Origin of the sequence: Cohnella rhizosphaerae (genome assembly GCF_029525575.1) — a bacterium.
Classification (GTDB): domain Bacteria; phylum Bacillota; class Bacilli; order Paenibacillales; family Paenibacillaceae; genus Cohnella; species Cohnella rhizosphaerae.
Map to the genome: position 1 here is coordinate 1,668,830 of NZ_JAPDIA010000003.1, position 26,036 is coordinate 1,694,865.

Here is a 26,036-nt window from a genome sequence, read left to right on the forward strand (position 1 = left end):
TTATGATCTTTATTTTCGCGCTCTTTGCGTATTTGCTCGTCATGAACGCGATCGATGCCTATCGCGGAGGCAAGCTGCGCGAAGAAGGGAAGACGCTTAACGACATCAAGCAGACGCTTCGCTTTATTCCGGACAAAAAAGTTCGCGCACTTAATTATTACGATTCCGCTGGTCTTCGTGTTCTTTTTCAGCGTGCTGCCGATCATTTTCTCCGTCATGATCGCGTTCACGAACTATAACAATACGCACGAGCCGCCGGGCAAGCTGGTCGATTGGCAAGGCTTTCGCGCATTCAAGGAACTGTTCAGCCTGAGCCAGTGGGCGCATACGTTTTTCGGCGTATTCACCTGGACGATGACCTGGGCGGTGCTTTCCACGTTCACTACCTTTTTCGGCGGGTTCGCCGTCGCGCTGCTCGTGCAGCAGAAGGGCATCCGCTTCAAATCGCTGTTCCGCGCCATTTACATGGTTCCGTTCGCGATTCCCGCTTTTCTGTCGCTGCTGATTATGCGCAATCTGTTCAACGCCCAATTCGGGCCGATCAACTCGACGCTGCTCAAGTTCGGAATCGTCGGACCGGAGTGGCTGTCCGATCCGTTCTGGGCCAAGGCAACCATCGTTATCGTCAACCTGTGGCTGGGTTTTCCGCTCTCGATGCTTCTTATCATCGGCATCCTGACGACGATTCCCCGCGATCTGTACGAAGCCTCCGAAGTCGACGGAGCTTCCGCGCTTTATAAATTTCGGAAAATTACGTTCCCGAGCGTCATGTTCTCCCTGTCGCCGATCCTTATCGGACAATTCGCGGGCAATATCAACAATTTCAATGTCATCTTCCTCTTGTCCGGAGGCGGTCCGACGAACAGCGAGTACCAGTTCGCGGGACATACCGATATATTGATCACGTGGCTGTACAGTCTCTCGATTACGAACGGCAGGTACAACTTCGCGGCGGTTATCAGCATCTTCTTGTTTATCATCATCGCGATATTCGCGCTTTTCAGCTTCAGGCGCACACGCTCGTTCAGAGAGGATGATTTGTTGCGATGAGCGGATATCGTTTCAGAAAAAACGCTTGGCTGACGGTCAGCTACGTGCTGTTGATCCTGATCGCCGTCTTTACGATCTACCCGGCGCTATGGATCGTCCTGTCCTCGTTTCGCGCGGGCACCTCGCTGTTCAGCGAGACGCTGATCCCCGAGAAGTGGACGGTCATTCATTACAAGGAGCTGTTCGAGAAGTTCCAGTTCGGACGCTGGTACATGAACTCGCTCAAAATCTCGCTTACGACGATGGTGCTCAGCGTATTCTTCCAGCTGCTGACCGGCTACGCCTTTTCCCGGTTCCGGTTCAAGTCGCGCAAATCGATTATGAGCGGCCTGTTCATCATCGGCCTGTTTCCGTCGTTTCTTAGTTTGACGGCGGTATACGTGCTGCTGTTGAACATGAAGCTGCTCAATACGCACACGGCGCTTATTATGGTGTCTTCGGCCGGCGCCGCCGTCGGCTACCTGCTCGTGAAAGGGTACTTCGACACGATTCCGAAAAGCCTCGAGGAGGCCGCTATCATCGACGGTGCGAGCAACTGGGGCGTATTCGTCCGGATTCTGCTGCCGCTGTCCCGTCCGCTGGTCGTTTACATGGCGGTCACTTCGTTCGCGGGCACGTTCAGCGAGTTCATCTTCGCGCAGACGGTGCTTCGGACCGAGGCCAAGCAGACGCTGGCGGTCGGCTTGTTCAACATGGTCAACACGCAGACATCGACGGAATTCACCGTATTTGCGGCAGGCTCCGTGCTCGTCTCGATTCCGGTCGTGGTCATCTTTATCATCTTCCAGCGGCTGCTGGTCGAAGGCTTGACCGCAGGCGCGGACAAAGGATGAGGCGCAGGCGGAGCGGAAGACGTCTGTCCCGGGCGCTGTCCATGCCGCTCTGCATGGCATCGGCGTTCTGGCTCGCTGGCTGCGACGGAGCGGGTGGGCCGGACGGCACGGCAAGCGGTGCCGCGTCTGCGGGTTTATCGTCCGCTTTCGCGTCCGCGCCTGCTTCCGCCGCAGTGCCGTCTTCGCGTGCCGCGGCAACCCCGGACGCAGGCGCAGCCCGGCTCGGCGAAGCGAACATGCCGGCGATGGGCCGGAGCAGCGGCGTATTCTACGAGATATTCGTGCGAGCCTTCAGCGATTCCGACGGGGATGGGATCGGCGACCTGCAAGGCGTGACGGACAAGCTGGATTATTTGCAGCAGCTCGGAATCAAGGGGATCTGGCTCATGCCGATCAATCCGTCCCCTTCTTACCACGGTTATGACGTAACCGATTATTACGCCGTCAACCCCGACTATGGGACGGTCGACGACTTGAAGACGCTGCTCGCGGAGGCGCACGATCGAGGCATCCGGGTCATCATGGACCTGGTTTTGAACCATACGAGCAGCAAGCATCCCTGGTTTATCGAATCCGTCGGGGGGGGAAGAAAGCGCCAAGCGGAGTTGGTACGATTGGGGTGCAGATGGAACGGACGTATCCGCGCTCGGTCCGTGGGGACAGGCCGTGTGGCACCGTGGGCCATCGGGCGGTTCTTATCTCGGCGTATTCTCGGACGGGATGCCGGATTTGAACCTGGACAGCCCGGACGTGCGCGCGGAACTGATCCGCATCGGACAGTACTGGCTCGGGCTGGGACTGGACGGCTACCGTTTGGATGCCGCCAAGCATGTTTACGAAGACTTCCAATCGTCGTCCGCCGATCCCGCGACCTCGCGGAAAAACGTCGCCTGGTGGAAGCAATTCCGCCAAGGCGTCTCGGAGAACGGGCGAGAGCCGTATCTCGTCGGCGAGGTATGGGACACGACCGCGGTCGTCGGCCCCTTCCTCGACAAGGCGCTGGATTCGGCGCTGAACTTCGAGGCGGCGAAGCTTGTACTGGACGCGGTCAAGACGGGCGACGCCTCTTCGCTGGCCTCCGTGCTGGCGCGACAGCTCGCCTACTATAGCAAAGTATCCGGCGGCCGGTTCGTGGACGCGCCTTTTCTTGGCAATCACGACCAGAACCGCGTCATGAGCGAGCTGGGCGGGGACGTCGAGCGGGCCAAGCTGGCAGCGGCCCTATTGCTGACGCTGCCGGGCAATCCGTTTCTGTATTACGGAGAAGAGATCGGTATGAAGGGCGCCAAACCCGACGAACGCATCCGCGAGCCGATGATCTGGGCGAAAGACCGCAGCTCGGGCGGCCAGACGTCGTGGGAGCCCGCGACCGAAAATGACGGTACGCCCTCCGCGGAGCAGCAGCTCGCCGATCCGGATTCGCTGCTAAGCCGCTACAAGCTGCTGATCGGCTGGCGCAACGACGAGCCCGCGCTCGGAGACGGCGGCTTCGCGCCGTTCGAGGTGGAGCAGGACGGGATACTCGCCTTCGCACGGGTGAGTGCGTCATCGGCGCTGCTCGTCGTGCATAATCTGACGGGCGAAGCGCGGACCGTCGATCTGAGCGGCGGCGGCGCGACCGCTGTCGGCGGCATCCGATTTGCAACGGACGGCGCGTCGACCTCGTTCGCAAGCGGCAAACTGCGGCTTGCCGCCCTACGGCACCGCGATTCTGCAATGAAAGCCGAAGGCCGCATTCCGCAAGGAAGCGGCTCTTTTTTTTACCTTATTCCATCCATAAAGGAGACTTGGGCATGTCTGCCGCCACTCGTTCGCTCGGACAAGCATGGAGAGAGAAGCGCAAGTCGCTGGGGGGTCCAGATGCTGGGCATCGTGTTCGCCAGCATCGTCGTCATCGTGACGGCGCTCGGTCTCAGCTCCTATCAGCTGGCCAAAAGCATCATCCGCGACAAGATGTCGCTGTCGTCCCAGCAGACGCTGGAGCAGGCGAGAGACAAGCTGGACTTTCTGCTGTCGATGTACGGGGGGACTCAGCCGGCAGTTCATGGTCGATACTTCGCTGCGTCAGGATCTCGTCGTCTTTTCAAGGACGGATGTGCCCCTGGGGGAGAAGCAGGCGGCACAGGACCGCATCGTCGACCGATTCAACAGTATGCTGTCCGCCGAGCCCAACATGATGTCGATACGCATCGTGCCGAAAACGTTGGACAATGCGGGGGGCGTTGTCTTCGACGGGCGCGAGCGCGCTCCAGATCTCCGACGGCAGCAAGGCATGGCTTCAGAAAATGGCGGAAGCCAAGGGAGAGATCGTGTACGTACCGGCGAGGAACAAAGGCCTGTTCGACTACTCTCCCGAACCGTCGGTGACCGTCGGTCGTCTGATGAAAAACCTGCAGCATCCGGACGCCGAATTTATCCTGCTGATCGAGCTGAAAAGCAAACTGCTGGGCGATGCCTTCGCCCATTTCAAGATTGGCGAAACAGGCGAGATGCGGGTCATGGCGGACGACGGCAAGGTCGTCTATGCTGCGGACGCCTCGCTGATCGAGCAGACGCCTCCGGCATGGGACGGCGACCGTCTGGTACTGCGCGAGCCGTCCAGGTTAGCATCCTGGGAGCTGGTAGGTTCGGTACCGCTTGGCGAACTGGAACGCGATTCCAAGGCGATCCTCAGACTGACCGTATGGATGATCGCCGCCGCCGTCGTCGCGGCGTTTGCCATCGGCTACCTCCTGATACGCCTGGTAGGCAATCCGCTGGAGCGGCTGTGCACGCTGATGGAGCGCGGGGAGAAAGGCGATTTGTCGGTGCGCATGGACTACAGGCGCGGCAATGAAATCGGACGGCTGTCCGGCAACTTCAACCGGATGATGGAACAGATCGGCGCGCTCGTCGGCCGTACGAACGAGTCGGCGCGGCGTCTCGTCAGTTCCGCCAGGGAATTGAAGGCAGTCTCGCAGGAGACGGCCGCCACGGCGGGGGATATCGCTTCGGTGACCGAACAGATCGCGCTAGGCGCGTCGAGTTTGGCGACGGAGGCCGAGCGCGGCATCCGGCAGACCGAGACGATCGGCGCCAAGCTTCGGATCGCGATCGATACCAACACGCGACTGGAGTCGTCGGCAGGGCGCGTACAGCAGATTAGCGGACGCGGTACCGCCTATATGGCGGAGCTCATCGGCAAGACCGAGGAGACGGAGCGGCTGTCCGGCTCGCTGGCGGCGCGCGTCGGCAAACTCAAGGAGCGGGCGGGTTCGATTCATACCGTGCTTAACGTCATTAACGAGATGTCGAAGCAGACGAACATTCTGTCGCTTAACGCTTCGATCGAAGCTTCGCGCGCAGGCGCCTACGGCAAGAGCTTCGCCGTCGTGGCGGACGAGATCCGCCGCTTGGCGGCCGAATCCAAGGATTCGATCGCTGTCGTCTCCCGCATTATCGGCGATATCCGGCAGGAGATCGACGCGACGGTCGCCGAGCTGGGCGCGGTGTCCCCGGTACTGCAGGAGCAGGGCACGGCCGTCAAGGAAGCGGCGGATATCTTCGGCGGCGTCAAACGCGAGATGAGCGAATTTGCGGAGGAGCTGACCCGATCGTCGGCGTCTATCGTCGAGCTTGACGGCTCGCAGCGAGCGCTCGTGGAGGCGATCGGCACGGTCAGCGCCGTCTCGGAGCAATCTGCCGCCTCGTCCGAGGCGGTAGCGAAAATGACCTCCGGCCAGCTAGGCGTCAGCGCCAGCCTCGTATCGCTCTCGGATGAGCTCGAGTCGCTGTCCGAACAGCTTATTGCGCAGCTGGACGTGTTCGGCCAAAAAAAAAGACTTAATCGATTAAGCATTTTTGTTTACATTATAATACTTATATGGTAATTTATAAATGAGACCGCTACCAAAGACGCTTAAGGCAGCTTGGAACTGCGGTCCGCCATATTCCGGGAGGAGGAAACGTAATGTCTTATTTGTACAGTTGGTGCGATTACACGAAGAAGTGCAGCAACGGAACCAAGGTGCTCTGGTATCATTATTCCGACGGAAGCGACGTGTACGCCGGCTGCTGCTCGTCCTAACGGCGCGAAGGGATAGGGGAGACCCTATCCCTTTGTCGTTCCTAAGCGCTCGGATAGGCAGGGGCAGGATTGACTAGAAGAAAGGGGGAATCTTGCTGTGCCCGAATTCGCCATCGTAATGCTTTGCTGCATATTCGGATTTTCGGCGGCGGCAAAGGCTGCGGACCGGCGGGCTTTCCGGGCGACGCTCGGGGGAGCTGGGCCTCTCCGGAGCGACCGCTGCCGCCGCGGCCGTTGCGGTGCCAGCGGCGGAGGCCGCAGGAGCGGCGCTGCTGCTGCCGGCTTACACGCGACCTTACGGCGCGATCTTGGTGCTAACGCTGCTCGTCGCGTTCGGCGGCGCAGTCTGGCGGGCCAGAGGCCGGCATATCGACTGCGGCTGCTTCGGCAGCGCGCTGCAGGAGGAGCTCGGAGCCGGGACGTACGGTCGTATCGCGATATGCGCCTCGCTCGCCGTCTACACGCTGCTGGAAGCGGACGGCCGGAGCCTTCTTGCCGTCGGGACGCCGGATCTGGCATGCATGGCGCTCATATCGGCTGGCCTGATGGCGGCGTACGTGCTTATCTCGTCAATCGCAAGACACCGCAAGTCAGGCTTGACTTTGTAGCCGGGGGAGGGACGGTCTTGTCGGTTTTTTTCTTCATTTCTTATGGAGTGCTCTGGGGCGTGGTCGCGCTGCTGGCCTATGCCGTTCTTGCCATGATGAATCGATTGTACCGGATCGCGCTGCCCGCATCCGATCGCGGACTGCCGGTCGGCGCTCCTTTCCCGCTCTCTTCCCGCGAAGCGCGCGCCACTGAGGAGGAGCAGCCGCCTGCGGGGATCTTCGCGATCTTTACGGCTGCCGATTGCCATGCCTGCAAGCAGGTATACCCGGTCGTCGAGCAGTTCGGCAAGCGTTATCCGAAGCATCGTTTCGAGTTGTATATGCTGGCCACGGAAGAGGAAGGGGCGCCGATCGTAGCGGCGCATGCGCGCGCGCTGACGGCGACGTTCGTGGACGACTTTGGATCGTACGAGATTCCCGGCGTGCCGTTCGCTTATTATTTGGCATCGGACGGCACAGTGCTGTCCAAAGGCGTTTTTCATGAATCCGCTCACCTGGAGCATCTGATCGCGACCGGCAAAAAAGCGAAGCGCAGACCGGCATGACAGGGTGCAGACGACGATGATCACAGCGACGTCTCCCGCTGCGCCGATGCTCAAAAACTTTTTAACGCGCGTGCTGCCGCTCCTCTGGCGTCTGTCTCCGCGCCTGTTCGCGGCGTCCGTTGCCGTGCACTTGCTGCAGGCCGCCATCCCTACGCTCCAATTGTACTGGACGCAGGCGCTTATCGATGCGGTCGCCGCCGCAGCCAGGCAGGAACCGGGCGCCTGGAGCCGGGCAGGCCTGCTGCTGGGTTTGCAGGGAGCGACCTACGCGCTGGAGCACGCGATCCGCTTCGGCGGCGCCTATGTTCTCGCAGCGACCAAGCAAAAGGCGAACTTCGAGCTGAATCGGTCCGTTATCGACAAATGCGCGCGGCTGCCGCTCGTTTACTTTGACCAGCCCGACTATTACGACAAGCTTCAGCGGGTATCCAAGGGGGTGGAATATCGCGGCGTCTCGATTTTGGAGCACGGCTTCCAGCTGCTGCAAAGCGTGTTTACGATCGCCGGCTTTCTGGTCGTACTGGCGAGCTTGCATTATTCGCTGGCGCTCGGCATGCTGCTGCTCGTGATCCCGATCTTTGTGGTGAACATTCGAATCGGACAGCAGAAGTACCGCCAGATCGTGCATCAGACTCCGGCGAGCCGCAGAGCCGAATATTTCGCCGAGCTGCTCAAAGGCCGCGACGCGGCCAAGGAAATGCGGGTGTTCGGCCTGTTCGATTACATGAAAGCGCAGTGGCGGACGCTATACTGGGTCAACGCGGGAGAACAGATCGCGCTGGAAAAAAGATCGCTGCTCAAGCAGTTTTGGACCGAAACGTTCTCGATGGCCGTAACGACGGGAACCGCGTTCTATTTGCTGTTTCTGACCGTGCGCGGCTCCCTGACGCTGGGGCACTTCGCGGCGCTGACCCAGGCGCTCGCCACGACGAGGCACCAGCTCATCATCGCCGTCGTCAACCTGTCGCGCATCCATGAGGAGATGCTGTTCATGAATGAATGGCTGGCTTTCCTGGCGCTGCCGGAGGAGAGCGGCGCGGCGCGGCTGGAGGCGGAGCGAAGCAAAGCGGGGAAAGGCGAGGCGGATGAGAGCGAGCTAGCGAGCAGCCGGCTTCGCGGCGCTTCCCGCAGCGGGCGAGCCCCGGCAGGCATATCCGTGCGCGGCTTGACCTTTGCCTATCCGGGACAGTCCGAGCCGACGCTCCGCGATATCAGCTTCGACGCGCCGGCCGGCCGGACGATCGCGATCGTCGGGGGCAATGGCGCCGGCAAGAGCACGCTGGTCAAGTGCATTATGGGCTTGTACGAGCCGCAGGAAGGAGCCGTCTCGGTCGGCGGAGAACGGCTCGTTGCAGGACGAGGGCGGTATGGCAAGTTCGGCGCGGTATTTCAGGATTTCGTTCGCTTTCAGTTCCCTGTCCGGCAGAGCATCGGGCTCGGCAATCCCGAGCGGCTTGAAGACCAGGCGCGGGTGGAGACCGCCGCGGCCCGGGCGGGGGCCAGCGAGTTCATCGCACGGCTTGCCGCAGGGCTTCGCGACGCCGCTCGGAGCGATGTTTGAGGACGGCCGCGAGCTGTCTTACGGCCAATGGCAGAAAATCGCTTTGAGCCGGGCATTCTTTAAGGATGCGCCATACATCGTGCTGGACGAGCCGACTTCCGCGATGGACCCGATCGCCGAGGCGCAGCTGTTCGAGCGGTTCGCCCGTCTGGCGGCCGGCAAGACCACGCTGATGGTGTCTCACCGGCTGGGGAGCTGTCGTTTCGCCGATCTGATACTTGTGCTCCGCGACGGCCGGCTCGTCGAGCAGGGGACGCATGACGAATTGATGAGCGACGGCGGCGAGTACGCGCGGATGTACGCGACGCAAGCGAAATGGTACGCGAAAACGAACGATCCGAGACCGCTTGAGCCTTCCAGTCAAAGATAAGGCAGCAAATAGAATAGGAGAAGCGGATGATTCCGCTTCTCCTATTCTTGTTCCGCTTTGCGCGTTCGAAACCGCTACTCGTTACTGCCAGTTCACCGTCACGGTCGCCGTGCCGCTGGCCGGCGTCGTGAACGTATGGTTCGAGCCGCCCTCCCAGGTGACGACAGAGCCGTTTTTCTTGAGGAACTTGAACTGCAGCGCCGTGTTCGCAGGCACGCTGACATCGTAGTACCAGTTCGGATAAGCGGCGATGATCTGGTTGAAGATCGGGCCGATCGCCGAAGCGGGGGGTCCAGTTGCCGAGCTCGGATACGCTGCCGGTCAGGTAGACGTTCTCGCCGAGCGAGGTCGTGGCGTTCTGCACGATGAAGCGGATCGAGACCTGGTCGCCGCTTAAAATGTTGAAGCCGTTGTAAGCGTTGCTGTCGACGGCGCCGGAGGTGCGGACCTTGACGTCGTACTTGCCGGAAGTCACCGACGGGACGATGGCTTTGATCTGGGTGTCCTCCCAGGAGACGATGCTCGAGCCCGTCACTGCGTTCGTGCCGAAGTAGACGGTGCCCTTGGTCGCGCCGAAGCCGCGGCCGTCGATCGTCACCGTGTTGCCCGCTTTGCCCATGACAGGTCCGACATGGCCGATCGTCGGCGTCGCGGCTGCAGGCGTCGACTGCCAGACGGCTGCGCCGCCTGCCGCGAGGGTGAAGGTGCTCACGGCGCCGCCGCTGCCGGCCGTAATGCTGCCTCCGCCGAGCAGACCGCCGAGCGCGTCGCTGTAAGTGCCCGCGGGCAGGGAGGTAATCAACCCGGAGATCGAGGCGGAAGCGCTAGCGCTGCGGTTGATGGCGACGACCGCCACGCTGTTGCCGAACTTGCGCTCATAGACGTAGACGTCGTTGTTGATCCAGCGCTGCTGGGTCGTGCCGTAGGCGATCGCAGGGTTGGACTTGCGAAGCGGCGCGAGCGCCTTGATGACTTTGAACGCGGTCGTCGTCGTCGAGAACGAGCTCATCATGCCGCGATTGTCCGGATCGGTGCCGCCCGTCATGTATTGCTCCGTACCGTAATAGATGGCGGGTACGCCGCGGGACGTGAGCGTGAAGGCGAGCGCCTGCTCAAGCCGGCGGTCGCTGACGGCGCTGCTCTTGAAGCGCTCCATGTCGTGATTGTCGATGAAGGTAACCTGATCGGCCACTTGCGCGTAATCGGTGCCGGTCGCCGAGATCATGGAATCCAGGCCGTACATCGTATCCGAGTTGTCGCGGAACACGTTGCGAACCTTGGCGTTGAATCGAAAATCGAGCAGGCTCATGCCGGATTCGTTCGCGAATTTGGTGTTGTCCGCGTCCGCGGCGGCCGAACCGAGGAACCACTCGCCGAAGACGAAGACGGGCTGATAGCCGTAGATGGAGGCGAGCCAATTTTTCTGCCAGCCCATGGACATATGCTTGACCGCGTCGACGCGAATGCCGTCCACGCCGAGGTCGAGCCATACTTTGATGGCGTCCTTAAAGTACGTATCGAGCGTGCTGTTCTGCTGTTCGATGTCGGCCAGATCGTACAGGTTTTTGTAGATGCCGTTCTCGAGGCTGGAGAAGTCGGAGCCCCCGTTGTGGTGGAAGTAGCCGTTCGTGTCGCTCGTGTAGCCCCCAAGCAGCGAGCCGTTGTTGTACAGCTTGCCGTTTTCCGCGAAGCTCGTATTCGTTTCCATCGCCGGAGACGTATGATTCGGCGCGAAGTCGATGACGATCTTGATCCCTTTGGCGTGCGCCGCGGCGATCAGATTTTGCAGGTCCGTGAAGCTGCCGTAATAGGGGTTGGTTTTCTTGAAGTCGCGCGCCCAATAGCCGTGATAAGAAGCGTTGGTGACCCCGGAGTAGGTAACCGCGGCATAAATATTTTCGACCGGCTGGGAGATCCACAGCGCCGTGATGCCCATATCGGAAAAGTAGTTGGCGTTGATCTTGTCGGTAATGCCCTGCCAGTCGCCGCCGCAGTATACGCGCTTGTTCGTGCAGCCGGAGCTGAAGGTCGAGCCCGAAGGGTTGTTGGACGCGTTGCCGTCGTAGAATCGGTCCGTGAAGATCTGATAGATGACGTCCGTGCTGAAGTTCTGCTTGTTGGAGACGGCGGTATCGGCCGCTGCGGAGGCGGTGCCGATCGGAACGCCAGGGGCAGCGAGGCCCGCGACGAGCAGCGCGACGACGGCCGCGGAGGTCAAGCCCTTTTTTAAGCCATTTGTACATGAGAAAATCCACCTTTCTGAAATGGGTTGCCCTGGACATGTCTGAAGCGGTTACAAAATGAGTTCCGATTCGCCGTTCTTCGCGAAATGCGTGCGCGCCACCTCCTTTTTTTGTGCAACGGCAAAAACCCCGGCAGCTCCGAAGGGAGTTACCGGGGTTGTTTTAAACCGTCAGGTTTAAAAAAGCAGTGCCCTCAAATTATGATTAGCGACCTAATAATAAGAAAATTCTGGTCGTTTTGTCAATCTAAAAATAGCGGCGTTATGACGTAAATATTCTAAAGCTGAATTTGCGAATCTGCTCCTCGGGCTCGTAAGGCCGGTGAAGCAGCTGTTCCATGGTCGCGTAGGCGACGGATGCCTTGGAATCCTCGAGGACAAGAAGGCGAATGCCTTCGGGCAGATAATCGGGCGCTTCGGAGGCGCAGACGACGACCATGGCAGAAGGATCGACGCGGCCGAGCAGCCGCATCGCGAGGAACTCGTTGAACACGACAAGCGGCAGCCCGCGGTTGCGCGCCAGAAAGTCGGCCAGGTCCCCGTCGGCGTCCAAGGCAAGCATCCGCTCCGGAGGAATATCGGCTGCGGCGGCCAAAGACTCGATCATAGACCGGTTGTGGTAGTTTTCGCAGATTACGGCGTAGGGATTGCCGGCGAACGTCTCGCGGACAAGTCCGAACAGCTGGCTAAAATCGGGCATGAGCTTCCGGAACAGCGGATCATCGATGTTGCCGTCCACCAGCACGAGCGGCGATCCGTAGGGAAACTTCTCGGAGACCGAATAAAACGAGCCTTCCCGCGCGTCGATCAGGAAGACGCCGTCCAGCTTGCGTTCGGCGATGATGGCGAAATTGGGGTTTACCGGGTCGATCTGCGACGTCATGAGATGGTAGCCCTTCGGTTTGCTCATTCGCTCCAGCTCGTCGATGAACTTGCCGTAGCTGATGTACTTGGAGACGAGATCGCGCTCGCTTCCCACCAGCAGGACGCCGAGCAGCTGCGTCCTGCCGGAGGACAGCGAGCGGGCGGCGAGATTTTGCACGTAATTCAGCTTGCCGACCGCCTCGAGGACGCGACGCTTGGTCTCATCGGGGATCGTCTGGTGCGCGACGTCGTTCAGGACGTAGCTCACCGTCGCGACGGAGACGCCGGCTTCCTTGGCGACGTCTTTAAGCGTCGGTTTTTTCATGGGCGGCATAACCTCGTTTCCGGTCCGATTCGCGTAATAGATCTATCATAGAGGGCGTCCCGAGAGCCTGTCAAACGCGCAAAATACGATGCTCGATTTTCGATTGACATTTTTAGGGAGGCTCTTTATACTAAAGTTACTTAAACGATTAAGTTGCATGTTATTCCGTTATTTATGTGGATTTCGGAAAGGGGAATGCGAATGCAAGCGCCGATTCAAGCTGCGGACGCCCGCCGGCAGGCAGGGCCGGCGACCGCCGAGGAGACGTTGCCGATATGGCGCAATCGCTCGTTCATGCGGCTGTTGACCGGCTATACGGCATCCGTGTTCGGAGACAGCTTCAACGGCATCGCCATCAGCCTGTGGGTGCTGCAGACGACCGGAAGCGCGCAGCGAATGGCCGCCGTGCAGATCTGCTACCTGAGCGTAGGTTTCCTGTTCGGCTCGTTCGCCGGCACGATCGCGGACCGCATCGACCGCCGCCGGCTGATGCTGTTCTCGGAGCTGTCGCGCAGCGCGATCGCGGCGATTCTGGCCGTCTCGCTGTTTGTATTCCACGCGCCGTTTCCGACGCTGCTCGTGCTGGCTTCGCTTTCCATGTTTTGCAGCCTGCTGCTGAGCCCCGCCTTTCATGCGTCGACGACGGCGATCGTCGGTCCGGCGCGCGTTCAGCAGGCCGCCAGCGCCATCCATATCGCCGACAATGCCGCTCGCATCTCGGGACTGGCCGTCGCGGGCGTCGTCGTTTCTTCCTTCGGCGGACTGACCGCGATCTTGACCACTGCCGCCACCTTTTTGTTTTCCGCCATTTGTACGCTCTTCACGCGGGGATTTCCGCCGATCGCGCGTTCCGCCGCCGAGACGAGGCCGTCCTTTCTGCAAGATTGGCGAGGCGGAATCGACTATATACGGCAGGATGCGCTCGTTCGATCCATCGTGTTTTTGGCGCCGCTGCTGTCCGCCTTCTTTCTTAGCGCCATCATGCTCGTGCAGGTCATTGCCATCGGCCAGTGGAAGGCCAATCCTGTCGAGTTCGGCCTGCTGGAGATGTGCATTCCGCTCGGCTATCTGGCCGGGGCCGGCATTATCCTGAGCCTGGGCAAAAGGATGGGCAGACGGGGACGCCTTGTATTCGCCGGTCTTATACCGCTCGGACCGCTGTACGCCGCCGTCTCTTTTATTTCATCGCCGCTGCTGGCGTTGCCGTTGATCCTTCTCGGCGGTTTGCTGTTCGCCTTTTGCTCGATGATGATCCAAATCATTTTAAAGTCGGAGGTTCGCGGTGAACTGCAGGGTCGCATCTACGGGACCCTCGGCGCGATCACGAGCGTGGCCCCGACCTTGTCGCTGGCGGCCGTCTCCATGCTTGCCGACCGCTGGGGCGCCGGGCGCGTGCTCGTCGTCCTCGGGGCGCTGCTGCTGGCGCTCGGTATCGTGGCCGCAGCGCTGCTGAAGCCGATTCGCCATTATCGATAACGAGGATTGAAAAATTAAATATTTACAAATTATCCAGATTGTATTAAGTTGGAAGTGCGTCAGTCACGTACAATCCGAGGGCCATGAATTTTTAAAACATGGTTGTCATGTTTTAAAAACAACCCCGTTTTCCCGGCATCGCTTCGGGAGAGCGGGGTTTTTTGGCGCAGCTCGGCGCAGGGAGACGCGGAAGGAGGAGAAGAGGAGAAAAGGAGAAAAGGAGCTTAGAAAGATAGCAGATCGGAGGGAGAGATATGCCGCTTCAAGCAACTGTACTGACGGTAGAAGGATTTCGAGCCAGCCGATTAGACAACGAAAGGAGGTTATTCATATACTTGCCCCCGGGCTACCGCCGGGAGACGTCCGCGCATTATCCGGTGCTCTATATGCATGCGGGACAGCGCGCCTTCGATCCGGCCGCGCCGGGGACCGAATCTTGGCGCATCCATCGCGCGGCCGAGCGGTTGATCGAATCTGGGCAGATGGACGGGATCATCATCGTGGCGATCGCCCATGTCCGGCCAGCCGAAGTCAACGAGTATTATCACTTCAAGGCGCCGGCCGAGGAAGCGCCCTTTATCCGGTGCGCGGGACTCGACTATGAGGATTTCGTCGTCAACGAGGTGAAGCCGTACATCGATGCCCGGTTCCGCACGCTGCCGGATCCGGCGAATACAGGCCTGATCGGGTCTTCCGCAGGCGGCTTGTGCACCTACCACATGGGATTCCGCCGTCCGGACGTATTCGGCAAGCTGCTGCTGCTGTCGCCCTACTTCGTCAAGCCGCAGCTGGACGACGAGGCGCCCGCCGGCTTGCGGGAAGAACGACTTTATGAATCGTACAAGGGCCGCATCCCCGTTAAAGTATGGATGGACATCGGGGATGCGGAAGGACTCTTTCTGCCGAGGCACGTGCGCGAGGTCGCCGTCGACCTCATCGGGCAAGGCTTCCGCTACGGCGAGGATCTGGCTTATCTCGAGCAGCCCGAGGCCGCGCATCAGGAGACCGACTGGGGAGATCGGGTGCATCTTCCGCTCTTGTACATGTTCGGCCGAACGGGAAGTCCGGCGTCGCTCGAGCTTCGCGGCCGGACCGAGATCGGGCTTGCGGGCGGTCATCGGACGCATGTCAATGCGATCCTGCGCTACGACAGCGGCTTCGCGGTCAGCGTGCTGAACGGCGAATACCGCGTCGGGGACCCGACCGTGCTGGAGGCGCTGCCCGACGGCACGTTACTCCCGCGGCGGCCGGGAACGACGACCTTGACGCTGTCTTGCTGCGGGCTTGCGGCGACCGGCGTCTACACGGTAGTGCCGGCGCTGTCCGATCGCGTCGTCGTCGAGATGACCGCAGACGTCCCGCCGGAGGAGACGCCGCCCGACGCCATTTACGGCGCGATGGGCATGCGCCTGGTGCATGCCGGCGGCAACCGGTATGCCGGACGATTCCGGGTGCCGAGGGACGCCGGCTATCGCTTCCGCTTCACCAAAGGGTTCCGCAAGTTCGAGACGGATGCCGCGGGCGGCGTCCTGCCGAATCGTTCGTTCCGGGCGTCGGACGATATGTCGCTGCACTGCGAGGTCGCGCGCTGGGAAGAGACGCGATCCCGGGCGTCGGAAGGGAGGGGCCGCGTTGATTCGACCTTTTGAACCGCTGATGGACATTCCCTATTACTATCCCTGCAATCTTCCGCTCATCCGCGAAGTGCTCGGACGGCAAGGCATACGCAGCGGTCTCGGCCTTCTGGCTGCAGCGCGTCTGTACGGCGTGACTGCCTGCTCCGACACGGGACTGGTAAAAACCTACTTCAACAAGCTGGATTATGCCGAGGCCGTCTGGCGCCAGACGGGCAAGACGGAGTATGACGGCCTGGAGGCGGGCTTGCGCGAAGGGCGGCGTCTGATCGGGGAAGGCGAGCTGTTTCTGGCGACCGGCACGAGCTATTACCTGCCGTATTGCGAAGACTATCTGTCCCCCAAGTACATCGCGAAGCTCGTCGATCCCGCCTCGCGCCAGTATCTGGTCGATCATTGGCTCGCCGTATACGGCATCGAGGAGACGCGGCTGCAGGTGTACGACCCGGTGCCGGCACGCTATATCGGCCCGCTGTCGCTGCAGGCGTTCGGCGATTTCTGGAAGGGCAACAAGGCAATCCCCGAGCTGGCGGGCGCGAAGCGCAAGGAGGAGCTGCATTCGTACTGCTCGATCGGCATCGTCGCGTCCGACGACGCGCGTTCATCTGCCTATGAGGAGCTGCTGCTGCGGGCGGTAGCCACGCATGCGCACGAATACTTGTCCGCCCGGGAGATCGCGGAAGGAGAACGAACGTATTATTTCGGCCACGCGGTCACGAGAAGACTGCTGGCGCAACTGCACCTTAGCCTGTCTGAAGGGGCGGCGTCACTTGGCGCGCTGTCGGCATACTTGTTCGACATGCGGTGGAGCCGGTACTTTTTCCGCGACTTGCTGCGGGAGACGGCGGAGACGCTCGGCTCGCCGTTCAAGGCGCATGCCGAAGCGTTCGAGGCGGTCATCGCGGATTGGGAGGAGGCGCACAAGCAATTGCAAGGCCGTTCGGCCGCCGAGAGGCTGGCGAAGCTCGGCGCCTCGCTGGAAGCGTTGGCCGGTCGCGAGCATCGGCTGTACGAGACGCTCTGGGCGGATTCGCGGGCGGCGGGCCTGTTCGACAAGCGCGCGCGTCGGGAGGATGGGGAAGCGGGCGTAAGGCAAGCGCTGCTGCGGATCGTGCTCGATAGCTGCGAGGACCTGAACCGGCTCCATGACGGCGCGATTCCCGTCGAGCTCGGCGCCGCGGCGCCGCTCTACGGCCGCAACGGCAATCTCGACTCGCTCGGACTCGTCTCGCTGCTCGCTTCCGTCGAGCAAGGTATCGAGGAAGCGCTCGGACTTGGCGTCGCGCTGTCGGACATCGCCGCCGCAAGCCGTGCCCGACAGTCCCTACCGCACGGTCGACACGCTGGTCGATTATTTGCTCGAACGTCTGCCAGAGGCTGGCTGAGGAGGATCGCGATGCAAGAATACAGCATGTTGACGGAGCGGTTCGAGCGGTACGGCGAGCGGTCGGCGATCGTCTGGCGGGACCGGGCTTATTCTTACGCTTGGCTGATCGGGCAGATCGAGACGATGAGGAGCCTTCTGCAGGCAGAAGGAATCGAGCGCGTCGTCGTCTCGCTGGAGACCGAATATTCGCCCTATGCCGCAGCCGCTATTTTCGCTTTGTTGGGCCAGTCCTGCATCGTGCTGCCGATCGACGGCAGCCTGGTGGCGGCCAAGGTCGAGGAGTATCTCGACGTCGGCGAAGCGCAGGCAAGAATCTGCGCGCGCGAAGCGGACTTGTCGATCCGCCGTATGGACGGCAGGGAGGTCCGCAGTCCGCTGCTGCGCGGATTGCTGTACCAGCGCGTGCCGGGAATCGTGCTTTTTTCCTCCGGCTCGACGGGCAGAAGCAAGGCGGCCGTGCACCGCGCAGACAGGCTGCTGGCGAAGTTCCGCGCAGAAGGGCGCGCCGCGAGGACGATTCCCTTCATGATGTTCGATCATATCGGCGGGATGAACACGCTGCTGACGACGCTGGCGAACGGCGGCTGCCTGCACGTGCTCAAGGACCGGTCGCCGGAGGAGGTGTGCCGGACGATCGAGCGCTACCGGATCGAGGTGCTGCCGGTCTCGCCGACCTTTATGAACCTGCTGCTCCTGAGCGGCGCGCATCGGGCGTACGATCTAAGCAGCCTGAAGGTCGTCTCCTACGGCTCCGAGGTGATGCCGGCCCGCACGCTTGCCGCCTGGAACGCGGCGTTTCCCGATGTCCGCGCCGTACAGGCGTACGGCATGTCCGAGCTCGGCGTGCTCAAGACGAAGTCCAAAAGCTCGGATTCGCTGCTTTTCTCGCTGCAGGGAGACGGCGCCCAGTATCGGATCGTCGACGGACTGCTCGAGATCAAGGCCGAATCCGCGATGATCGGCTATCTGAACGCGCCCGACCCGTTCACCGACGACGGATGGCTGCGAACGGGGGGACGAGGCGGTCGTGGAGGACTGCTATATCCGCATTCTGGGGCGGCGATCGGAGATTATCAACGTCGGCGGGGAAAAGGTCTACCCCGCGGAGGTGGAGAGCGTGCTTCAGGAGCTGGCCGGCATCGAGGAAGTCGTCGTGAGCGCGGAGACGAGCGGCATCACGGGGCAGATGGTGATGGCGACGGTGAAGCTGCGCGAGGACGTAGCGCCGAGCGTGAGCGAGCTGCGAAGGCGGATATGGGCGTTTTGCCGGGATAAGCTGCCTGCCCACAAGATACCTCAGAAGATCGTCATTACCCGGGAATCGCTCACCAGCAAGCCGGCTGAAAAAAATTCGCAAGCCGCACGCGCAGGAAGACACGCCAAATATGAATGGACGAAGAGAGGCGGAATCAAAATGACGACGATCGCGACGCATTTTGCCAAAGAATTGGAGCAGCTTCACAAGGACGGCTATGTATTATTCAAAAACGTGCTGGACCGGGGGCAGACGACTGCGCTCAAGGAAGGGATACGGCTGGCGTTCGAAGGCAAGGACGACAACGTCATGATGCAAGGGCCGATGTTCGAGCGGGGCGAGGTTTTCGAGGCGCTCGTCGACCATCCCGTCATCAGCGCCTTTATCGAGGAGGTGCTCGGGCCGGACTGCCAGCTGAGCAGCATGAACGGCATGCGAACGACCAGGAACAATGGGGTCAGCAAATGGCATGTCGACGAGGCGCTGTTTTTCCCGCTTCCGCAGGGCGCCGAGCTGGACGCCAGCATCCCGATGCCGGTATTCCTGATGAACGCGCTGTATTACCTGGACGACGTCACGGAGGATCAGGGTCCGACACAGGTCGTGCCGGGCTCCCACCGCGCAGGCCAGGCCATCCGCTTCGCCGAGGAGATCGGCGCGTACAAGGGGCAAGGACCCGTGTCGATCTTGGCCGAAGCGGGCGACTGCCTCGTCTTCAACAGCCAAATCTGGCACCGGGGCGCGCGCAATCAGAGCGACGATCCGCGCTACGTACAGCAGGTCATCTACCGCAAAAAGTTTATCGTGCCGCACATGACATACGATATCAACGGCGCCTACCGGGTGCCGGAAGAGATCGCCCAGCGCAGCAATCCGCGCAGGCGGCGGCTGATGGGGTACAGCGAGCAGGTGTTTTAAGAAGGGAAAGCGGGGCAAGCGTGTAAAGCGTGTAAATCGTGTAAATCGTGTAAATCGTGTAAATCGTGTAAAGCGCGGAAAGCTTGATAAGGGTGAAAAGCATAGAAGACAGGCCGGCCGATCGCGATATCCGCATCCGTCGGCTTCATAGGACGCCGGTATCGGCAACAAGCGGCAGGCATAAAGCGGAAAGCCTGCCGCTTTTTTGCATATATCAGAAAAATTCGGTGTAGACAGCTTCACCCTGAGTTTACCGAAGTATTCTCGGTTAGAAACAAACTGGCCTCTTGCGCCATCGCGGAGTCGCCGAAGTCTCGGTTAGGAACAAACTGGCCTCTTGCACAATCGCGCGGACGCCGAAGTCTCGGTTAGGAACAAACTGGCCTTCTTGCGCCATCGCGGAGTCGCCGAAGTCTCGGTTAGAAACAAACTAGCCCTCTTGCGCCATCGCGCGGACGCCGAAGTCTCGGTTAGAAACAAACTGGCCTTCTTGCGCCATCGCGGAGTCGCCGAAGTCTCGGTTAGGAACAAACTGGCCTCTTGCGCAATCGCGCGGACGCCGAAGTCTCGGTTAGGAACAAACTAGCCCTCTTGCGCCATCGCGGAGTCGCCGAAGTTTCGGTTAGAAACAAACTAGCCCTCTTGCGCCATCGCGCGGACGCCGAAGTCTCGGTTAGAAACAAACTGGCCTTCTTGCGCCATCGCGGAGTCGCCGAAGTCTCGGTTAGGAACAACTGGCCTTCTTGCGCCATCGCGGAGTCGCCGAAGTCTCGGTTAGGAACAAACTAGCCCTCTTGCACCATCGCGCGGACGCCGAAGTCTCGGTTAGAAACAAACTAGCCCTCTTGCGCCATCGCGGAGTCGCCGAAGTCTCGGTTAGAAACAAACTGGCCTCTTGCGCCATCGCGCGGACGCCGAAGTTCTCGGTTAGGAACAAGCTAGTTTTCTTGTGGAACTTGGTCTCCCTAGCCATCGGTTTGCCGCCAGACCGCATAGCCGTAAGCGGGCAATGCGGCCGTCAGTTTGCCGCTATCGATTGGGACCGGCGCATCTGTATAGGCATCCTCCCATGCGGCGCCGCCTGCGTCGACGGACACTTCGGCCGTCAGCACGCCCGCGTTCATGGCGACGACCATTCGTGCGCCATCGTCGCTTCGTCGCTCGTAGACGAGCAAGCTGCCGCCCCGCTTCGCCTCCAGGAAGGCGATATGCGAGGAGCGCAGCGCGTCGTGCGCTTTTCGCAACGCGATCGTATCGCGATAGAAGCGGAAGAGCCCTGCGTTCTGCCCGGCTTCGTCCCAGATCATGCAGCGGCGGCAGTCGGGATCCCCGCCCCCCGACATGCCGATCTCGTCTCCGTAGTAGATGCAGGGGACGCCCGGGTACGTGAGCTGAAACAGGACGGCGAGCCGCATGCGCTTTTCGTTGCCGCCGCACTGCGTGAGCAGGCGGGCGGTGTCGTGGCTGTCCAGCAGGTTGAATGCGGACATCGTCACGGGCTCGGGATAGGCCGCGAGCTGGGCGCCGATCGCGTCCGCGAAGCCAGCGGCATCCGTGCGGTCCCGCGCGAAAAAGTCGAGGACGGCGTCGGTGACCGGATAGTTCATGACCGCGTCGAACTGGTCGCCTTGCAGCCACAGGATCGCGTCGTGCCAAATTTCGCCCAGGATATAGGTGTCGGGATTGGCGGTCTTTACCGTGTTGCGGAACGCTCTCCAGAAGGCGTGATCCACCTCGTCCGCGACGTCGAGCCGCCATCCGTCGATGCCGATCTCTTCGACCCAGTACCGGGCGACCTCCAGCAGATAAGCTTGAACCTCGGGATTTTCCGTATTGAGCTTCGGCATGATCGGCTCGAACGCAAATGTCTCGTAGGTAGGAATGCCGTCCCGGACCGTCAGCGGGAACTCGCGGACATGGAACCAGTCTGCATAAGGAGACGCGGCTCCGCGCTCCAGCACGTCAACGAAGGGAGGAAACGTCCGGCCGGCATGGTTGAACACGGCATCCAGCAGCACGCGTATGCCCCGCTCGTGGCAGGCCTTCACCAGCGTTTTCAAATCGTCGTTCGTGCCGAAATGCGGATCGATCTTCAGATAATCCCGCGTATCGTACTTGTGATTGGTCGTCGCTTCGAACAGCGGCGTGAAATAAATCGCGTTGACGCCAAGCGCCGTCAGATGGTCCAGCCGGTCCGACACGCCCTTCAGATCGCCGCCGAAGAAGTTGGAGGGCGTCGGACCCTCGCCCCACGGGCGGACGCCGGGGGGGATCGTTGGACGGGTCGCCGTTCGCGAACCGTTCGGGGAAGATTTGATAGAAAACGGCATCCTTGACCCATGCCGGAGGCGCGAACACGTCTGCGGGATGGATGTACGGAAAGTCGAAAAAGAGGGTCGGCTCCGCCGGCAAGCGCGTCTCGAATCCGCGCTCCGTCACATACAGTTCTTCGTCCGTGCCGATCAGGCGAAACGCGTACTTCAGACGCCCGTAAGGAGGCGCGATCGCAGCCGTCCAGTAGTCGTATAACGAATCGCTCGCGTACAGACGCATAGGTACCGATACGACGGTCGACTCCCAGGCGTATTTGTCCCCGGCGACGACATTCGCCTGCTGCAGGTTGCCGCGGGCGGCGCGCAGACGTAAATGCAGCGTACGCCGGTCCGCCGCATAGGCGTAATTCAGTCCGGGACGATGATAGACCGCTTCTCTTAAGATCATCTCGATTCGCTCCTTTGCAAGAAAGACAAAAAAGGCACAGCCTAACGTGCGCGCCGAGGTTGTACCTGCCGGTAACATTGCCTTTAAGTTGGATGAAGCGGATACGCGCTATCGAACAATCCAAGTATAGCCGATCGTCGTCGGGCGCGCCATATAGCGCGTAAGCAGCTTCGCACGTCATAGCCGTTTTTACTGGGTCAACGCGCATTTCGAGGATTGACAACTTTTGGCCGACGCTTTATGTTGTTACTAGGGAAACCGGTTCCCCCTAATCGCGAGCGATCGCGATAGATTAAGAGGCTGCCGGATGACGGGCCGAAAAGAAAGGAGCGCAGGAGAATCGCGAGGCAAGTTATTGTAAGCGCTTAATCCATTGAGGAGGTTGAACTTTATTATGATTCGTAAGACAAGCATCCTTCGGCAGCTCACGGTTCGCTGGCTGGCGGCCGTCCTGCTGCTCGCGATGGTCGCGCCTGCGCTGACGGCCGCGCCGAAGCCGGCGCAGGCGGCCAGCATCGGCACGATCGGCGAGGGCGACACCATCTATCAGATCATGGTCGACCGCTTCTACGACGGCGACCCGACGAACAATGCGACGGGCTCGGCGATTCGCTACGGCGAGACGGTCGAGGACGATTTCCGCTACATGAAGGGCGGCGACTGGCAGGGCGTCATCGACAAGATGCCGTACATCGCCAACATGGGCTACACGGCCATCTGGATTTCGCCGGTCGCCGAGCCGCAGATGACGAACCGCGACAATGGCGGCACGGGCAAGAACACCGCCTACCACGGCTACAACGTCAAGGACCCGAACGCGGCCAATCCTTATTTCGGCACCAAGGAAAAGCTCAAGGAGCTCGTCGACACGGCGCATTCTTACGGGATCAAGGTCGTCATCGACGTCGTCCCGAACCATGTCGGCGACTACATGCTGGGTACGCAGGCGTTCTACGATATTCCGAGCCTGCAGCCGGCGGCGCCATTTAACAATCCTGCCTGGTACCATCACAACGGCGACATCAACTGGTCGCTTGTGGACGGCAACTATACGCAGTGGGCGCAGGATTATATCGAAAATCACGACCTGGCCGGACTCGATGACATCGACTTCGACGTACCGGCAGCCAAGTCGGCCATTTTCAACTCGATCAAGGGCTGGTTCGACTACACGGGAGCGGACGGCGCCCGCGTCGACGCGGCCAAGCTGATCAAGCCGACCGACATCGGCGAGTTGGAGGATCTGCTGGGCGTGAACACGTTCGGCGAAAACTTCGACGGCAACGCGGAATTCGTGTCCCGCTGGGTCGGATCGAACAAAGAATGGGGCATGCTCGACTTCCCGCTCTTTTTCTCCGTCCTGAACAGCTTCGCCTACGGGCAGTCTTTCGACGCGAACATCAAGAGCACGCTGGCGCAGGATTCGCTTTACAACGGGAGCGCGAACCACATGGTCACGTTCCTCGACAATCACGACCGCAACCGGTTCCTGACCGAAGCGGGCGGCAGCGTAGAGAAGCTGCAGAACGCGCTGACGTTCCTCTTCACCGTTCGCGGCGTCCCCGTCGTCTTCCAGGGCACGGAGCAGAACAAAGGCAACGGCAACGGATCGATTATCTCCGGCGGCATCGCGGACACGTGGAACCGCTGGTCGATGGTGAAGCGCGACGCAAGCGGCAACATCATCACCAACTACTTTGACGAAAATGCAAGCACGTTCCAATACGTGGCCAAGCTGAACCAGATCCGCAAAAATTACGAGGCGCTCCGCAAGGGAACGCAGCGCGAAATGTGGTCCGCGCAAAATCTGTACGCCTTCTCCCGGCGCATGGACAGCGGCGCGAACGTCGGCCAGGAAGTCATCTCGGCATTCAGCAACGCGTCCAGCGGTACGCAGAACGTCACGATTCCGCTGCGCGCGGAGAGCACGCTGACCGTCGGCACGGTGCTGGTCAATCAATTGAACGCGTCCGACACGGTCACGGTTCAATCCGGCGGCGCGACGGGCAAGCAGATCACCGTCTCGATCGGCGCGAACGGAGCCAAGGTATACGCCAAGGCGCTGTCCGATACGCAGGCGCCTACCGTACCGACCGGCCTGACCGCGACGGTGCAGGGCACGAACAGCATTCAGCTGAGCTGGACGGCCTCGACCGACAACGTCGGCGTGACCGGCTATGAAGTATACCGGGGTGGCACGCTCGTGGGCACGGCGACCGGCACGACTTATACGGATTCGGGTCTCGCGGCGAACACCGCATACACGTATACCGTAAAGGCGAAGGATGCGGCGGGCAATCTGTCGGCGGCGAGCGCCTCGGCATCGGCGACGACCGGTCAGCCTGACACGTCGGCGCCAAACGTGCCGACGAACGTCGCGGCGACCGCGCAGAGCTCGTCCAGCATCCAGGTCACCTGGACGGCTTCGACCGACAATGTCGGCGTGACGGGCTATGAAGTGTACCGGGGCGGCACGTTGGTAGGCACCGCAACCGGCACGTCATACACCGATACGGGCCTTGCGGCTGCTACCGCATACACCTACACGGTAAAAGCAAAGGACGCGGCGGGCAATCTGTCGGCGTTCAGCGCGGCGGCATCGGCGACGACTTCGGCCGGCAACAATGTGACGATCTATTATAAACAGGGCTTCACGACGCCTTACATTCACTATCGTCCGGCGGGCGGCACGTGGACGACGGCGCCGGGCGTGGCGATGCCGGCGTCCGAGGTGTCCGGCTACAACAAGATCACGATTAACATCGGCACGGCGACGCAGCTCGAAACTTGCTTTAACAACGGCAGCGGGACGTGGGACAGCAACAACTCGCAAAACTATCTGTTCGGCGTCGGCACGTGGACGTACACGCCGACGGGCAGCATCGCCTCAGGCGCGCCGACGAGCGGGGACAGCCAGGCGCCGACCGTGCCGGGCGGCGTGAGCGCGACGGCGACGTCCGCGACGACGGTCAACGTTACGTGGACGGCGTCGACGGACAATGTCGGCGTGACGGCGTACGACGTCTACCGCGGCGGCACGAAGATCGGCAGCGCGGCGGGCAATGCGACGTCGTACACGGACAGCACGGCTGCAGCGGGCACGGCCTACAGCTACACGGTCAAGGCGCTGGATGCGGCGGGCAACGCCTCGGCGGCCAGCGCGGCGGCGACGGTGACGACGCCTGCGGGCAGCGGCAGCGTGACGATCTACTACAAGAACACGGCATATACGAACGCCTACATCCATTACAAGCTGGACAATTCGACGACCTGGACGACATCGCCCGGCGTGCAAATGACGGCATCGACGACGTATCCGGGCTACAAGTCGATCACGATTCCGCTGAACGGCGCGGCCGGTCTGACGGCGGCGTTCAACAACGGCAGCGGCACGTGGGACAATAACGGCGGCAGCAACTATCACTTCGACAGCGGCGTATGGACGCTGGTCGGCGGAACGAAGACGTCGGGCGAGCCGCAGGCGGACAGCGTGACGTTCCGCGTGACGGTGCCGTCGAACACGCCGGCGAGCGGACCGGTGTACCTGTCGGGCAGCTTCAACAGCTGGAACGCGGCCGACCCGGCTTATCAGCTGACGAAGGGGACGGACGGCGTGTACAGCATCACGCTGAGCCTGACGCCGGGGACGGCGTACACGTACAAGCTGACGCGCGGCACGTGGGCGTCGGTGGAAGCGACGTCGAGCGGGGCGGATATCGCCAACCGTACGCTGACGCCGAGCGGCGGCGCGCAGACGGTGAACGTGACCGTGGCACGGTGGAAGGACCTATAAGAAAGTACCGTAAAAAAGCCTGTCCGTTCCCGAATGGGAGCGGGCAGGCTTTTATGCTGCATGCGGATGGCGGCGATAATTGCTGAAAGGCAACTAATTCGGACGAAAATGAAAGTCGAACCGTAATTAGCGGTTAAAAAGCATTTAATTATGGCCTGGGGGGGCTTTATGGGGCTCAAGCGAATGAAATAACTGCCTTTTAGCCACTATCGGGCCGTGCGCAGGACTTGCGATGAAAATAACTGCCTTTTAACCATTATCCCAGATGGCGCAGCCGCAGAGAGAGCCGCTGCCTCGGTGATCCGCTACCTCAGAGAGCCGCTGCCTCGGTGATCCGCTACCTCAGAGAGCCGCAGCCGCAGAGAGCCGCAGCCGCAGAGAGCCGCTA

General features: G+C 61.0%; 14 protein-coding genes and 4 pseudogenes. 15 read left to right on the forward strand and 3 right to left on the reverse strand.

The features are described 5' to 3' along the window. Window positions 1-2 precede the first annotated feature (2 nt). The 10 genes and pseudogenes from OMP40_RS40100 to OMP40_RS13220 all read left to right on the forward strand — a co-directional run bounded on the left by OMP40_RS40100 (window position 3) and on the right by OMP40_RS13220 (window position 9,033). The gene (locus OMP40_RS40100; RefSeq protein WP_338131113.1) at window positions 3-239 is read left to right on the forward strand and encodes a hypothetical protein; all 237 of its coding nucleotides are present in this window, start codon (window positions 3-5) and stop codon (window positions 237-239) included. After that, window positions 178-1,050, forward strand: coding sequence for a sugar ABC transporter permease (locus tag OMP40_RS13180; protein WP_338131114.1), 873 nt, complete (start codon window positions 178-180; stop codon window positions 1,048-1,050). The genes OMP40_RS40100 and OMP40_RS13180 overlap by 62 nt, the downstream gene beginning before the upstream one ends. Continuing rightward, window positions 1,047-1,883 carry a sugar ABC transporter permease gene (locus OMP40_RS13185; protein WP_217593209.1) on the forward strand — a complete coding sequence of 279 codons (837 nt, stop codon included), beginning with the start codon at window positions 1,047-1,049 and terminating at the stop codon, window positions 1,881-1,883. Before OMP40_RS13180 ends, OMP40_RS13185 begins: the two co-directional genes overlap by 4 nt. A 245-nt stretch (window positions 1,884-2,128) precedes the next feature. After that, window positions 2,129-2,407, forward strand: a pseudogene (locus tag OMP40_RS13190) (alpha-amylase family glycosyl hydrolase); the annotation flags it as partial. Between the two features lie 31 nt (window positions 2,408-2,438). Further along, window positions 2,439-4,250: an alpha-amylase family glycosyl hydrolase gene (locus OMP40_RS13195; RefSeq protein WP_277533166.1), complete on the forward strand. Its 1,812-nt coding sequence runs from the start codon at window positions 2,439-2,441 to the stop codon at window positions 4,248-4,250. Further along, the gene (locus tag OMP40_RS13200) at window positions 4,169-5,752 is read left to right on the forward strand and encodes a methyl-accepting chemotaxis protein (RefSeq protein WP_277533168.1); all 1,584 of its coding nucleotides are present in this window, start codon (window positions 4,169-4,171) and stop codon (window positions 5,750-5,752) included. The genes OMP40_RS13195 and OMP40_RS13200 overlap by 82 nt, the downstream gene beginning before the upstream one ends. Before the next feature lie 394 nt (window positions 5,753-6,146). Beyond that, a complete protein-coding gene (locus OMP40_RS13205; protein ID WP_338131163.1) occupies window positions 6,147-6,557 on the forward strand; it encodes a MauE/DoxX family redox-associated membrane protein in 411 nt (136 codons plus the stop codon). A gap of 17 nt (window positions 6,558-6,574) precedes the next feature. Next, window positions 6,575-7,102, forward strand: a complete 528-nt coding sequence (locus tag OMP40_RS13210; protein WP_277531894.1) for a thioredoxin domain-containing protein — start codon at window positions 6,575-6,577, stop codon at window positions 7,100-7,102. Between the two features lie 16 nt (window positions 7,103-7,118). After that, on the forward strand, window positions 7,119-8,663 hold the full coding sequence (locus OMP40_RS13215; protein ID WP_277531895.1) for an ATP-binding cassette domain-containing protein: 1,545 nt from the start codon (window positions 7,119-7,121) through the stop codon (window positions 8,661-8,663). Next, on the forward strand, window positions 8,656-9,033 hold the full coding sequence (locus OMP40_RS13220) for an ATP-binding cassette domain-containing protein (protein ID WP_277531896.1): 378 nt from the start codon (window positions 8,656-8,658) through the stop codon (window positions 9,031-9,033). The genes OMP40_RS13215 and OMP40_RS13220 overlap by 8 nt, the downstream gene beginning before the upstream one ends. Window positions 9,034-9,114: 81 nt before the next feature. Here the strand turns inward: OMP40_RS13220 and OMP40_RS13225 are convergent. Beyond that, window positions 9,115-11,227 (reverse strand): annotated as a pseudogene (locus OMP40_RS13225) (alpha-amylase family glycosyl hydrolase). 310 nt (window positions 11,228-11,537) lie between these two features. Continuing rightward, window positions 11,538-12,464, reverse strand: coding sequence for a LacI family DNA-binding transcriptional regulator (locus tag OMP40_RS13230; protein WP_277531897.1), 927 nt, complete (start codon window positions 12,462-12,464; stop codon window positions 11,538-11,540). 201 nt (window positions 12,465-12,665) lie between these two features. Here OMP40_RS13230 and OMP40_RS13235 point away from each other — a divergent pair, with 201 nt between their 5' ends. From OMP40_RS13235 to OMP40_RS13250, 4 genes and pseudogenes are all read left to right on the forward strand, one after another. Then, the gene (locus OMP40_RS13235) at window positions 12,666-13,940 is read left to right on the forward strand and encodes an MFS transporter (RefSeq protein ID WP_277531898.1); all 1,275 of its coding nucleotides are present in this window, start codon (window positions 12,666-12,668) and stop codon (window positions 13,938-13,940) included. 254 nt (window positions 13,941-14,194) lie between these two features. Next, window positions 14,195-15,589: an alpha/beta hydrolase gene (locus OMP40_RS13240; protein WP_277531899.1), complete on the forward strand. Its 1,395-nt coding sequence runs from the start codon at window positions 14,195-14,197 to the stop codon at window positions 15,587-15,589. Window positions 15,590-16,985: 1,396 nt separating this feature from the next. Further along, window positions 16,986-17,750 (forward strand): annotated as a pseudogene (locus OMP40_RS40105) (AMP-binding protein); the annotation flags it as partial. A 328-nt stretch (window positions 17,751-18,078) separates the two neighbouring features. Then, the gene (locus OMP40_RS13250) at window positions 18,079-19,134 is read left to right on the forward strand and encodes a phytanoyl-CoA dioxygenase family protein (protein WP_277531900.1); all 1,056 of its coding nucleotides are present in this window, start codon (window positions 18,079-18,081) and stop codon (window positions 19,132-19,134) included. A 965-nt stretch (window positions 19,135-20,099) separates the two neighbouring features. Here OMP40_RS13250 and OMP40_RS13255 read toward each other — a convergent pair. Further along, window positions 20,100-21,852, reverse strand: a pseudogene (locus tag OMP40_RS13255) (glycoside hydrolase family 13 protein). Between the two features lie 397 nt (window positions 21,853-22,249). On the opposite strand from OMP40_RS13255, the gene OMP40_RS13260 reads away from it, so the two are divergent. Further along, a complete protein-coding gene (locus OMP40_RS13260) occupies window positions 22,250-25,648 on the forward strand; it encodes an alpha-amylase family glycosyl hydrolase (protein ID WP_277531901.1) in 3,399 nt (1,132 codons plus the stop codon). The last annotated feature ends 388 nt before the right edge of the window (window positions 25,649-26,036 follow it).